The 12,614-nt window shown below is 64.5% G+C and carries 10 protein-coding genes; 6 read left to right on the forward strand and 4 right to left on the reverse strand.

Annotated elements, in window-relative coordinates:
- Positions 1 to 695 precede the first annotated feature (695 nt).
- The 5 genes from CAG33_RS26640 (at position 696) to CAG33_RS26660 (ending at position 9,219) form a co-directional block, all read left to right on the forward strand.
- Positions 696 to 2,144 carry a sensor histidine kinase gene (locus CAG33_RS26640; protein WP_085586727.1) on the forward strand — a complete coding sequence of 483 codons (1,449 nt, stop codon included), beginning with the start codon at positions 696 to 698 and terminating at the stop codon, positions 2,142 to 2,144.
- A gap of 167 nt (positions 2,145 to 2,311) precedes the next feature.
- Entirely contained in the window at positions 2,312 to 5,116 is a 2,805-nt protein-coding gene (locus CAG33_RS26645) for a multicopper oxidase domain-containing protein (protein ID WP_085633990.1), read from the forward strand.
- 17 nt (positions 5,117 to 5,133) lie between these two features.
- Positions 5,134 to 6,225 carry an SCO family protein gene (locus tag CAG33_RS26650; RefSeq protein WP_256575596.1) on the forward strand — a complete coding sequence of 364 codons (1,092 nt, stop codon included), beginning with the start codon at positions 5,134 to 5,136 and terminating at the stop codon, positions 6,223 to 6,225.
- 104 nt (positions 6,226 to 6,329) lie between these two features.
- A complete protein-coding gene (locus tag CAG33_RS26655) occupies positions 6,330 to 7,823 on the forward strand; it encodes a HAMP domain-containing sensor histidine kinase (RefSeq protein WP_085633992.1) in 1,494 nt (497 codons plus the stop codon).
- Complete coding sequence (locus CAG33_RS26660; RefSeq protein WP_085586731.1) at positions 7,792 to 9,219, forward strand: sigma-54 dependent transcriptional regulator; 1,428 nt, start codon at positions 7,792 to 7,794, stop codon at positions 9,217 to 9,219. The genes CAG33_RS26655 and CAG33_RS26660 overlap by 32 nt, the downstream gene beginning before the upstream one ends.
- 436 nt (positions 9,220 to 9,655) lie before the next feature.
- On the opposite strand, the gene CAG33_RS26665 is transcribed toward CAG33_RS26660, so the two are convergent.
- Positions 9,656 to 10,003, reverse strand: a complete 348-nt coding sequence (locus tag CAG33_RS26665) for a hypothetical protein (protein WP_085633994.1) — start codon at positions 10,001 to 10,003, stop codon at positions 9,656 to 9,658.
- A gap of 137 nt (positions 10,004 to 10,140) precedes the next feature.
- On the opposite strand from CAG33_RS26665, the gene CAG33_RS26670 reads away from it, so the two are divergent.
- The gene (locus tag CAG33_RS26670) at positions 10,141 to 10,947 is read left to right on the forward strand and encodes a class I SAM-dependent methyltransferase (protein ID WP_085633996.1); all 807 of its coding nucleotides are present in this window, start codon (positions 10,141 to 10,143) and stop codon (positions 10,945 to 10,947) included.
- A gap of 180 nt (positions 10,948 to 11,127) precedes the next feature.
- Here CAG33_RS26670 and CAG33_RS26675 read toward each other — a convergent pair whose 3' ends face one another.
- The 3 genes from CAG33_RS26675 to CAG33_RS26685 form a co-directional block, all read right to left on the reverse strand.
- Positions 11,128 to 11,436, reverse strand: coding sequence for an addiction module antidote protein (locus CAG33_RS26675; protein ID WP_085586734.1), 309 nt, complete (start codon positions 11,434 to 11,436; stop codon positions 11,128 to 11,130).
- Between the two features lie 2 nt (positions 11,437 to 11,438).
- Entirely contained in the window at positions 11,439 to 11,732 is a 294-nt protein-coding gene (locus CAG33_RS26680) for a type II toxin-antitoxin system RelE/ParE family toxin (protein ID WP_085586735.1), read from the reverse strand.
- A gap of 113 nt (positions 11,733 to 11,845) precedes the next feature.
- Positions 11,846 to 12,538, reverse strand: coding sequence for a GNAT family N-acetyltransferase (locus CAG33_RS26685; protein WP_085586736.1), 693 nt, complete (start codon positions 12,536 to 12,538; stop codon positions 11,846 to 11,848).
- Between the last annotated feature and the right edge of the window lie 76 nt (positions 12,539 to 12,614).

Here is a 12,614-nt window from a genome sequence, read left to right on the forward strand (position 1 = left end):
GGTGGGGGCAGTGCGCGGCGGGGATGCGGTGGGGCAGGTGATGAGGGTGTCGGCAGTGCCGGCCTCATCGCTAGCAAGCTAGCTCCCACAGGATTGGCGGTGGTCTGCCAGTTCTGCGATGGCTCCCACAGGTTTTGCGGTGGTCTGCCAGTTCCGCGAACACCGCCGAACTGTGTAGGAGCTTGCCTGCAAGCGATGGCGGCGCGTCAGGCGATGAAGATGGTGGCTGTACCGGCCTCATCGCCAGCAGGCTGGCTCCCACAGGTTTGCGGTGGTCTGCCAATTCTGCGAACACCATCGAACCCTGTGGGAGCTGGCTTGCCAGCGATGGCGGTGGGTCAGGCGATGAGGATGCCGGGTGTGCCGGCCTCATCGCTAGCAAGCTAGCTCCCACAGGATTGGCGGTGGTCTGCCAGTTCTGCGATGGCTCCCACAGGATTTGCGGTGGTCTGCCAGTTCCGCGAACACCGCCGAACTGTGTAGGAGCTTGCCTGCAAGCGATGGCGGCGCGTCAGGCGATGAGGATGCCGGGTGTGCCGGCCTCATCGCCGGCAAGCCGGCTCCCACAGTGAATGGCGCAAGGCCGACTGTCGGTGAATGCCCCATTGGTCGCGGTTTGCGGTGGGCACCCGCTTTCGGGCAATCCCCCAACCGTGGGCTATAAACCTATAGGGACGTATCGGGAAGTCGCCGCCATGAACATGCAGTCACCATCGCTTCCGACCGAGGAGGGCAGCCTTCGCCTGAGCTCGCGCAAGCAGCCGTTCAACCTGTTGCGCTGGTTTTCGCTGATCAGCATGGCCGTGATCGGCACGGTGGCCGTGGCGCTGGGGGCGGTGTCGACGCGTTTCGTGATCGATGAAAGCGTACAGCGCGATGCGCTGCTGACCGCGCAGTTCATCCAGGCCATCGCCTCGGCGGAAGTGCGGCATGTCTCGATCCCCAACATCCGCACCATGGGCGATCTGCTCGACTCGCGCCATGACAACGATTTTCCCGATGTCGATCCCGCCGCCCGGGCCAATGCCCGCGACGAATTCCTCGACCACGTCGCGCACTTGCCGGACGTGATCCTGGCCAACATCTACGCCCCCGACCGGCAGGTGATCTGGTCGACCAACCCGGCCCTGATCGGCACGCGCATCCATGCCGACGAAGACCTGGACCGGGCCTTCGACGAGAAGATCCCGGTGTCCGCCAGCTACCACGACGTGGACAAGGGCCGCGAAGAGCAGAAGTTCGTCGTGCCGCCGGAGTACATCTTCATCGAGAACTACATCCCGCTGTTCGATGCCGAGGGCGAGCATGTGACGGCGATGGTGGAAATCTACAAGGAACCCAAGGACCTGATCAGCCGCATGGAGCGCGGGCTGGTGCTGATCTGGCTGGCCACCGCGCTCGGCGGCGGTCTGATCTACCTGGGGCTGTTCTGGATCGTGCGGCGGGCGGCGATCCTGCTGGCGGCGCAGCAAAAGCAACTGATCGCCAACGAAACCTTCGTCGCGCTGGGGGAGATGTCCTCGGCAGTGGCCCACAGCCTGCGCAACCCGTTGGCGACCATCCGTTCCAGCGCCGAGCTGGCGCTGGAATTCGATGCGGGGCCTGCGCACAAGAACATCAAGGACATCATCGGCCAGGTCGACCGCATGTCCAAATGGGTGCGCGAGCTGCTGCAATCGCTGCGCCCGCTCAACGATGACCCGGAGCCGGTGAACTTGGTGGCGGCGCTGCACGATAGCCTCATGGCGTTCGAGCAGCAGATCGCCAAGGCCGGCGTCCATGTGGTGTTCCACCCGCAGGAGACGCCGATGGTGCTCAGCCAACCGGTGCAGCTGACGCAGATCCTCAACAGCCTGTTGGCCAATGCTCTGGAGGCGATGGACAAGGGCGGCACGCTGACCGTCAGCCTGGAGACCGGCGACGGCCGCAGGGTGACGGTGATGCTCAGCGACACCGGCAAGGGCATGAACGAGGAGCAGCGCAGCATGGCGTTCCGGCCGTTCTTCACCACCAAGCAGGGCGGTCTCGGCGTGGGCCTGGTGCTGGTGAAACGGATCATGGAGCGTTTCGGCGGCGGCGTGACCCTGGACAGCCGCGAGGGCGAGGGTACCACTGTCTGTCTGGCGTTCCAGCTCATCCAATGACCGCAAAAAACAATCTGAACTTTCCCCATCACTGGGTGTCAGGCCCCGGTCACCGGGGAGTGGGGAATTCAACGGCGTCTCTAACTCGTTGTTTAAAAAGGAATTAATACTTTGGCGAGGTAATTGCAAAACACCATCACCCCTTCCTTTTGACGAGGCGGCTGGTGATGGACAGAACAACGCGTTACCCCTGCAAGCCATTTCTGCTGACGCCGCTGAGCGTCTTTCTGGCATTGACCCTCGGCACCATGGCCGTCCGGGCCAGCCCCATCGACGACGAAAGCCAGCCGGAGACCTCCGACCCTTCCGCCTACTACGACGAGCCGGCGGACGAGCCGACGGCGCTGAACGCCATCCTGACCATGCCCGAGGCCAACGTCGATTCCTTCGACCTGCCCAACGGCGTCAAAGGCACGCGCGACTCGACCCGCACCGAGAACATCTTGCCGCCGCGGGTGCAGACCAGTTTCAACTACCCCACCAACGGCAAGCCGAGCCCGCTGTACGGCGCCCAGCCGTTCACCCAGCAGTTGACCCTGTTCGAAGAGTTCGGCCCGGAAAAACTCGACCCGACCACCCCTGCCGGGCCGTTGGGCTTTCCGCCGGCGGCCATTGGACCTGCGCCGGCGCAGGATCCGAACAGCGTCGCCCGCAGCGCACCGCCCGGCACCGCGCTGGATGCGTTCTTGCGTCAGCCCGGGCTGACGCCGTTCCCCAGCCAGTTCGCCAACGTGGTGGACCGCAATCCGTGGCAGGCGCAGATCGAACTGTTCCTCAACCGCCACATCGGCTCCTCCGCCGAGGGCCGTCCGCCGGGAAAAGGCTGGGCCCATCAGCGCTGGAACGAGTTCTACCCGCAGGTGGCCTACAAGACCGTGCAGACCGGCGCGCGCCTGAACGGCGGGCTGCGTGACGGCCGGCAGATGCACGGCTACGCGGTCGGCGAATTCGGGCCGGGCGGGCTGTACCACAACGTGGCCGGCGTGCCGGCGACCGACGGCACCGCCAAGGGCGTCGACGCGCGGTTCCACCCGGCCATGCCGGCGCAGAACCACAACTCGGTGTGGACCTTCGACGGCACCTTGCCGCCCAAACTGCTGATGGTGCGCTACGGCCAGCCGGTGCTGATGCGTCACTACAACGGCCTGCCGATCGACCCGTCGGCCAACCGCGGCTTCGGCCTGCACACCATCACCACCCACGAACACAACGGCCACGCCCCGGCGGAGAGCGACGGCTACGCCAACGCGTTCTTCTTCCCCGGCCAGTTCTACGACTACCGCTGGCCGATCCAGCTCGCCGGCTACGACAGCATCAACACCAAGGCCCAGGATCCGCGCGCCGCGTTCCCCTGCGCCCCGGGCGAAACCCTGTGGGTCAACGACATGACGCCAGGCCTCAAGACCTGCGACCACGGCACCATCAAGATCCGCGGCGACTACCGGGAAACCATGAGCACCCACTGGTTCCACGACCACATGCTCGATTTCACCGCGCAGAACGTCTACAAGGGCAACGCGGCGATGATGAACTACTACAGCGCCATCGACCGGGGCAACGAGTCGGTGAACGACGGCGTCAACCTGCGCCTGCCCAGCGGCAGCGCCTTGCCGTGGGGCAACCGCGACTACGACATCAACCTGGTGTTCGCCGACAAGGCCTGGGACCAGGAAGGCCAGTTGTGGTTCAACCCGTTCAACACCGACGGCTTCATCGGCGATCAGGTGCTGGTCAACTGGCAATGGCGGCCGATCCTCGACGTGCGGGCGCGCAGCTACCGGTTCCGGATCCTCAACGGTTCGGTGTCGCGCTACTTCAAGCTGGCCATCGTGCGTGAGGTCAAAGGCTCCGGCGGCGAGTTCCAGGGGCCGAAGAACTCGGGCGTGTCCTACAGCCGCGTGCCGTTCCACATGATCGCCAACGACGGCAACATCATGGAGCACAGCGTGCCGTTCGACGGCTCCATGGACCTGGACGCCGACGGCGACAAGCAGAACCACAACGCGATCCTGCCGACCCAGGGCATCGCCGAACGGTTCGACATCATCGTCAACTTCGCGAAGAACGGCATCAAGCCCGGCGACAAGCTGTTCGTGGTCAACCTGCAGGCCCAGGACGACGGCAAGGGGCCCAAAGAGGTCATCTCGCTGGCCGACGTGCTGTCGGAGAAATACCTGGCGGTGATCAAGCAGACCAGCAAGGGCCCGCAGTGGGACCGGGGCGACCCGGCGGTGGGCAAGGTCTTGCAGCTCAACGTCAAGTCCTACAGCGGCCAGGACCTGGCCATGGATCCGGCGGCCTATGAACCGGCCAAGCCTGGCAAGGCCGAAGGGCTGACGATGATCCCGCTGAAGATCCACCGCGACAACGCCGCCGACAAGGCCCTGCTGGCCAAGGCCCTGCACCGCACCTTCACCTTCGGCCGCTCCGACGGCACCGACGAGGCGCCGTGGACGATCAAGACCGACGGCGGCTTCGGCTTCCACATGGATCCGCGTCGTCTCAATGCGTCGACCAAACTGGCCAGCGGCCCGACCGATGCCGGCGTCAGCGGCATCGGCACCCTGGAAGTGTGGAACATCAAGGCCGGCGGCAAGGGCTGGAGCCATCCGGTGCACGTGCACTTCGAGGAGGGGATCATCCTCAGCCGTGGCGGCAAGGCTCCGCCTGAGTGGGAAAAATGGGCGCGCAAGGACGTCTACCGCATCGGCTCCGAAGCCGACGGGCTGGACAGTGTGGAGATGGCGATCAACTTCCGCGAGTTCGCCGGCACCTACATGGAGCACTGCCACAACACCCAGCACGAAGACAACTCGATGCTGCTGCGCTGGGACCTTGAGAAACCGGGGCAACTGCAGCTGATGCCGACGCCGCTGCCGAGCTGGGACGGGGTGCGCTACGTCAACTCCGCCGCGCTGCCGACCTTCCGCAGCGGTGACGGCTTCGGCCCGCAAGTGGTGGTCAAGCCATGAACCGGGAGGGAGCGAAGATGAAACGGTCGACACTGCGCTCCCAGGCCTGGGGCATGCATCGGGTGCTGGCCCTGGTGGCCTGCCTGCTCGGCGCGCAGGCGCTGGTGGCGCACCAGGCGGACACCGGAGCCGGCACCGCGCCGCCGGCCCCGGCCAGCGAAGCCGCCACCCCGTGGGGCGGCGACTATTTCCCCAACACCCTGCTGACCGACCAGGACGGTCGGCAGGTGCGTTTTTTCGACGACCTGATCAAAGGCAAGGTGGTGGTGATCAACTTCATCTTTACCTCGTGCAGCGATTCCTGCCCGCTGGAGACCGCACGCCTGCGCCAGGTGCAGAAACTGCTGGGGGACCGGGTCGGGCAGGACATCTTCTTCTACTCGATCAGCATCGACCCGCTGAGCGACACGCCGGCAGTGCTCAAGGCGTACGCCCAGCGGTTCAAGGTGGGGCCGGGCTGGCAATTCCTCACCGGCGAATTCGAAGACGTGACCGACCTGCGCAAAAAATTGGGGTTGTTCATCGAAGGCGTCGACAATGGCCGCAACAAGGACCACAACCTGAGCCTGATCGTCGGCAACCAGAGCACCGGACGCTGGATGAAGGCCTCGCCGTTCGAGAACCCGTGGATCCTCGCCGATCAACTGGCCAACACCTTGCACAACTGGAAAGAGCCCAGCACCGAGCAAAGCTACGCCGAAGCCCCGCAAATCCGTCCGCCGAGCAACGGCGAGGAGCTGTTCCGCACCCGCTGCGCCTCGTGCCACAGCCTCGGCCCGCTGGACGGCCAGGGCATCGGCATGCGCAGCATCGGCCCGGATCTGATCGGCGTGACCCGCCAGCGCGACGCCGCGTGGCTCAACCGCTGGATCCGCGAACCGGACCGCATGCTGGCGGAAAAGGATCCGATCGCGGTGCAGCTGTTCGAACAGTACGAACGCATACCGATGCCCAACCTGCGCCTGGACGAGGCGTCGGCGCAATCGGTCATCGAGTTCCTGCGCGACGAGACCGAGCGTCAGCATCCTTCTGCGCAACCGCTGGCCGACGGCGCCGCGGCGCCGATTGGCACGGGCCCCGCCAGCGAAACGGTGAGCCGGATGCAATAGCGGCCAAATAGCATCAACGGATCGTGTACCGCAGCCATTGCCACCTACACTCAGTCGTGACGGCGGCTGTAACCGGCCTGATACAACACCACCAGGGCATCCCCATGCAGCGACTGGAAGAACAGACAACATCGGCGCCGAAGGAAACGGCCGCCGCCGGCAGGTTCTGGGGCGGACAGTTCAATCTGCTGCGCTGGTTCTCGCTGGCCAGTTTTTTCATCATCGCGGCGGTGGCGCTGGGCCTGGGCTATGTCTCCACGCGGTTCGTGGTCACCGAAAGCGTGGAGCGCGATGCGCTGCTCACCGCGCAGTTCGTCCAGGCCATCGGCGACGCCGAAATGCGCCACGCCGGCATCAGCGCGCAACGCACCATGGGCGAGATGCTCGACCCGCGCCAGGACGAGAACTATCCGGATGTCGACCCGGTGGCCCACGTCGCCGCCCGGGCGGAGTTCCTCGACCACGTCGAACACCTGCCGGACGGCCTGCTGGCCACGGTCTACGCCTTGGACCGCACGGTGATCTGGTCGACCAACCCGGACCTGATCGGGGTGAAGTTCGAGGATGACGACGAACTGGACGAGTCCTTCGAGATGCAGGTGCCGGTGTCGTCCAGCTACCACAAGATCGACGACGAGAAGCCCGAGCAGAAGCTGTCCCGGGAACCCAAGTACCTGTTCATCGAGAATTACATCCCGATGTTCAACGCCGACAAAAGCAAGGTCGTGGCCATGGTCGAGATCTACAAGGAGCCGGCGGACCTGGTGGAGCGCATCGACCGCGGCTTCGCCTCGATCTGGGTCGCGACCCTGTTGGGCGGGACGGCGATCTACCTGGGGCTGTTCTGGATCGTGCGCCGGGCCGCAGCCCTGCTGCAGACCCAGCAACAGCAGTTGATCAGCAACGAGACCTTTGTCGCCCTGGGCGAGATGTCCTCGGCGGTGGCCCACAGCCTGCGCAATCCGCTGGCGACCATCCGCTCCAGCGCCGAACTCGCTCAGGAGGTCGCCAGCCAAGGGGCGCAGCGCAACATCGGCGACATCATCAGCCAGGTCGACCGCATGTCGCGCTGGGTGCGCGAATTGCTGGTGTCGCTGCGGCCGATGCACGACGACGGCGAGGCGGTGGACCTGCTGCCGGCGGTCGAGGACACCCTCGGCGCGTTCGAGGCGCTGATCCGGCGCAACGGGGTCGAGGTGCGGTTCACGCCCGACGGCTGCCCGCCGGTCGTCAGCCAAAGGGTGCTGCTGACGCAAATTCTCAATAGCCTGTTCGCCAATGCCCTGGAGGCGATGCCCAAGGGCGGCGTGCTGAGCATCGACATCGACGCGCCCCAGGCCGACTGCGTGCGCATGACCCTGGCCGACACCGGCAAAGGCATGAGCACCCAGCAGCAGTTGCTGGTGTTCAAGCCGTTTTTCACCACCAAGCAGGGCGGCCTCGGGGTCGGCCTGGCGCTGGTCAAGCGAATCATGGAGCGTTTTCAGGGCTCGGTCGTCCTGACCAGCAAAGAGCAGGAGGGAACCCGCGTCAGTCTCAACTTCAAAGTGGCATCGGGAGGGGAATATGGAACACAGCATTCTGCTGGTCGAGGATGACGAACTGTTGGCCGAGAATATTCAGACCTACCTGGAGCGCAAGGACTTCGAGGTGACGGTCTGCCATTCGGCCGAAGACGCGCTGGAGCACTTGGGCAGCTTCATGCCGGACGTCGTGCTGACCGACAATTCGCTGCCGGGCATGAGCGGTCACGATCTGATCCAGAAGCTGCGCATCAGCGCGCCGGATCTGAAAGTGATCATGATGACCGGCTACGGCAACGTCGAAGATGCGGTGGTGGCGATGAAGGAGGGCGCCTTTCATTACGTCACCAAACCGGTCGCGTTGCCGGAGCTCAAACTGTTGCTGGACAAGGCCCTGGCCACCGAACGGATGGAGCGCACGCTGTCGTTCTACCAGGAGCGCGAGGCGCAGAAGTCCGGGGTGCAGGCGCTTATCGGCGAGTCGGCGCCGATGCACCACCTCAAGCACACCCTCGGCCAGTTGCTCGAAGCCGAGCGGCGCATGACCGGCGGCGACCTGCCGCCGGTGCTGGTGGAGGGCGAGACCGGCACCGGCAAGGAACTGGTGGCCCGCGCGCTGCATTTCGACGGCTCGCGCAGCAAGGGCCCGTTCATTGAGTTCAACTGTGCGTCGATTCCCTCCAACCTGGTGGAATCGGAGCTGTTCGGCCACGAGAAGGGCGCGTTCACCGACGCCAAGGACCGCCGGGTCGGGCTGGTGGAAGCGGCGGACGGCGGCACGCTGTTTCTCGACGAGATCGGCGAAATGGATCTGGTGCTCCAGGCCAAGCTGCTCAAGTTGTTGGAGGATCGCACGATCCGTCGGGTCGGCTCGGTCAAGGAGCGCAAGGTCAACCTGCGGGTGATCAGCGCCACCAACTGCAACCTTGAGCAGATGGTGCAGCAGGGCAAGTTCCGCCGGGACCTGTTCTTCCGCCTGCGGATCATTTCGATCAAGGTGCCGCGCCTGTATGCCCGGGGCGACGATGTCCTGCTGCTGGCCCGGCACTTCCTTGCCAGCCACGGCAAGCGCTACGGCAAGCCGAACCTGCATTTCAGCCAGCAGGCCGAAGAACTGCTGCTCGGCTACACCTGGCCCGGCAACGTGCGCGAGCTGCGCAACATGCTGGAGCAGACCGTGCTGCTGGCGCCGGCCGACACCATCGCCGCCCACCAGTTGAACGTGTGCATGAGCCTGGTGGACGAGCCGGCGCTGCACCAGCACGAGATGCCGCACTTCGAGCCGCGCCCGGCGAGCAACACCGAATCGATGAACCTGCCGGAGGTCGAACGCGACATGGTGCGCAAGATGCTCGACAAGACCGACTGGAACGTCACCAAATCCGCCCGCCTGCTGGGCCTGAGCCGCGACATGCTGCGCTACCGCATCGAAAAGCTGGGCCTGGCCCGGCCTGACAAGCGTCAGTGGTGAACGCAGGATCCGCGTTGCCGCCATCGCCAGCAGGCTGGCTCCCACAGGTATCCCGGGTGTTTGCAGGATCTAGGCACACCGCTAAAACCTGTGGGAGCTGGCTTGCCAGCGATGAGGCCGGCACATCCGGCATCTCTGCTGCCTGCCCCACCGCCATCGCCAGCAGGCTGGCTCCCACAGGGGATCCCCGGTGCCCGCAAGATTCATGTACACCACCAAAACCTGTGGGAGCTGGCTTGCCAGCGATGAGGCCGGCACATCCGGCATCTCTGCTGCCTGACCCACCGCCATCGCCAGCAGGCTGGCTCCCACAGGTATCCCGGGTGTTCGCAAGATTCATGTACACCACCAAAACCTGTAGGAGCTTGCCTGCAAGCGATGAGGCCGGCACATCCGGCAGCTCTGCTGCCTGACCCTCCGCCCTCCACAGAGGCCATCACTGTGTCTGAGGGCTGAGGCACTCCAGCAGGCAAGTGGGATCCAGCACCTCGTCGTTGACGTAGATGCCGCGCTCGGCATCGTAGGTGCGCACGAACACCCGCACCGTGGCGTCGGCCACCGTCGGCAATTGCGAGTCGTGGAACACGTGGCGGTCCGGGATGACGATGAAGTCCTGCGGCGACGTGTCGTCGAAGGTCCGCGGCGGCGCAGCCGACAGCGACGGCGGCGCGGGGTGGGCGAAGGGCTGGTCCGCCCCGTAGTAATTGAAGTTGCTGTCCAGCGCCTGGGCCTGAGCGGCGGCGAGCAGACAGCCCGGCAACAGCGACCAAGTGAGCGTTCGCATGGCGGCACCTGTGGAAACGGTTTTCCCCAAGGCTGTTAACTATAGCCGCGCCGCCGGTTACATGTTCCCAACAACTGGCGCCGTCAGGCTGATCTAGACTCGGGCCGCTCAATCACGAGCACCACCCGGAGAGCGCCATGGAAGTGCCGAACCCTCAAGACGCCGTCGCCAGCAACCGTCAGGCCTGGAACGATTCTGCCCGCCACCACCGCGACACGCCCGATTGGCAAGCCCTGCTGGCCGACGTCGCCCAAGCGGACTTCTCCTGCCTGGACGACACCCTGCGCGGCTTGCTGGAACAGGTCGGCGTCGACGGCAAGGACGTGGTGCAACTGGGCTGCAACAACGGCCGGGAAAGCCTGTCGCTGTTCGCGTTGGGCGCGCAGCGGGTCACGGGGATCGACCAGTCGGTGGCGTTTCTCGAACAGGCCCGTGAGCTGAACGCGCGTTCACCGCACGACGCGCAATTCATCGAAGCCGACATCCACCGCTTGCCGGCCGAGCTGGACGGCCGCTTCGACGTGGCGCTGATCACCATCGGCGTCCTCAACTGGATGCCCGACATCGGCGCGTTCTTGCGTCATGTCGCCCGGGTGCTCAAGCCCGGCGCACGCCTGGTGATCTACGAAACCCACCCGTTCCTGGAAATGCTCGACCCCGAGGCCGAAGATCCGTACCGCCTCGCCGCGTCCTACTTCCGTGAAGCGCCGTTCGTGCAGGAAGAACCGATCGTCTACGCCGGCAAGGTCGAACAGAAGGCCGCGCCGTCCTACTGGTTCGTGCACACCCTGGGCGCGATCTTCAGCGGCGCCATCGGCGCAGGGCTGAACATCGCGCACTTCAAGGAATACCCGCACTCCAACCGCGAAGAACTGTACGACCGCTACGAAGGGCAGACGGCGCAGATGCCGATGTGCTTCACCTTGGTGGCGGAAAAGCGCTGAATGTCCCGGCTCCTTCTTCGGATCGCCGCCCGGGGCAAGCCCGCTTCCACAAGATCTTGTGGGAGTCAGCCTGCTGGCGATGGCGTCAGTCAAGGCGCTGCGGGGCAAGATCAAGACAGTAGCCCCTTCGTGAGTCGAGGTGCCCGCAAAATGTGCGGTCACCCTAACCCCAGCCGATATTCAGTGAGTGGTGTGATCGATCACATGCCCCGGCTGGGCGCACAGATCAATGCCAAGGGCATGAATGACCCTGAGCACCGTATCGAATCGAGGTTTTGCGCCAGGCGCGAAAGCTCTGTGCAGGCTTTCACGGCCCATTCCCGAATCCCTGGCGACTTGGGTCATGCCCCGCGCCTTGACCACATGACCGATGGCGCGAAGAAACTCTTCGTTGTCACCGTCAGCCAGCACCTGTGAAAGGTATTCGCTGATGGCCTCGTCACTGTTCAACAGTGATGCCATATCAAAAACCGTCAAAGCCTGACTCACGGTCAAACCTCCTTTGCCATTCTCTTGGCACGCTTGATGTCCGCGCCTTGCGATGATTTGTCTCCTCCTGCCAGCAGAATGATGCAGATGCGATCTCGAAGGGTGAAATACACCCGATAGCCGGAGCCGACATCTACACGCATTTCGGACACGCCGTCTCCTACTGACTTGATGTCGCCTAGATTACCTGCTGAGGCGCGATCAATGCGACGGGCAACAGCAATCTTGGCCCGGAGATCCCGGATTGAGGCGTGCCATGTCGCAAAAGTCGGTGTTTGCTTGATGAGATAGGTCATGGCCTGACTGTATCCAGATGGATACGGTCAGGCAGTCAGCCCATTCGCCACAATGCGTTGAGCATTCATCAATTCATGTAGGCAGTGCTTCTTTGAGTCGTAGGAGGCCTCGGTCAAGCCCGCGCCGCCGCCGTCACCACCGGCCGGCCCGGCTTGCGCAGGGGCTCCAGCCTCGACCCTTGGTAGCGGGTCTCGCGGAACAGGCGCCAGCGGCCGAACAGGCCGTAGACGTGGGTCACGCGGCCCTGTTCGTGGTAACCCATGCGGATGTGCAGCTTGAGCGCCGGGATGTTGTGGGTCTCGCAGACGTCCACCACCTTGTGGCAGCCCTGGGCGGCCATGGCTTCCCAGAGGGCGACCTGGACGTCCACCGACAGGCTGCTGCCGAAGTACGCCCGGGTCATTTCACCGCCGAATTCGAAGAACTCGCCGGGTTTGACCGGAAATTCGCAGCCGTAGTAGTGGCGGTCATGGTAGTCGCGCACGCTGCCCCAGATGAACGCCACCGCGTGGCCGTCGGCGTCGAGGTACATGTGCCCGGTATGGCCCTCGGCGGCCAGTTCGGCCATGGTCTGCACGCGGTCGCCGAAATGCTTGGCGAACGCCGTGGCGTTCTCCGGCGTGATGTCCACCCGGCGCAGGCCTTCGTAGGGGCGCAGCTTGTGCGGCGGCACCGGGCTGACCAGGTCGCGTTCCATCCACAGCAGTTCCCAGTGGAAGAACACATAGCGTTTCCACAGGGTGGTGAAGGTGCGGCCCAGGCCCTTTTGTCTGATGCGCTCGCGCAGCTTTTCGATGACGCTCATGTTGCCCTCCGTGGCCTAGGCCCGGTGCGGTGGATGACGCTTTTTGTGGGTATAGATCACGCCTGCAAAGTCATTG

It is taken from the genome of Pseudomonas sp. B3(2017), from assembly GCF_002113595.1.
Classification (GTDB): domain Bacteria; phylum Pseudomonadota; class Gammaproteobacteria; order Pseudomonadales; family Pseudomonadaceae; genus Aquipseudomonas; species Aquipseudomonas ekonensis.

Bases quoted from the DNA above. Each gene is read 5' to 3' on its own strand.
- CAG33_RS26640 (WP_085586727.1), top strand. From the start codon at position 696: ATGAACATGCAGTCACCATCGCTTCCGACCGAGGAGGGCAGCCTTCGC.
- CAG33_RS26645 (WP_085633990.1), top strand. From the start codon at position 2,312: ATGGACAGAACAACGCGTTACCCCTGCAAGCCATTTCTGCTGACGCCG.
- CAG33_RS26650 (WP_256575596.1), top strand. From the start codon at position 5,134: ATGAAACGGTCGACACTGCGCTCCCAGGCCTGGGGCATGCATCGGGTG.
- CAG33_RS26655 (WP_085633992.1), top strand. From the start codon at position 6,330: ATGCAGCGACTGGAAGAACAGACAACATCGGCGCCGAAGGAAACGGCC.
- CAG33_RS26660 (WP_085586731.1), top strand. From the start codon at position 7,792: ATGGAACACAGCATTCTGCTGGTCGAGGATGACGAACTGTTGGCCGAG.
- CAG33_RS26665 (WP_085633994.1), bottom strand. From the start codon at position 10,003: ATGCGAACGCTCACTTGGTCGCTGTTGCCGGGCTGTCTGCTCGCCGCC.
- CAG33_RS26670 (WP_085633996.1), top strand. From the start codon at position 10,141: ATGGAAGTGCCGAACCCTCAAGACGCCGTCGCCAGCAACCGTCAGGCC.
- CAG33_RS26680 (WP_085586735.1), bottom strand. From the start codon at position 11,732: ATGACCTATCTCATCAAGCAAACACCGACTTTTGCGACATGGCACGCC.
- CAG33_RS26685 (WP_085586736.1), bottom strand. From the start codon at position 12,538: ATGAGCGTCATCGAAAAGCTGCGCGAGCGCATCAGACAAAAGGGCCTG.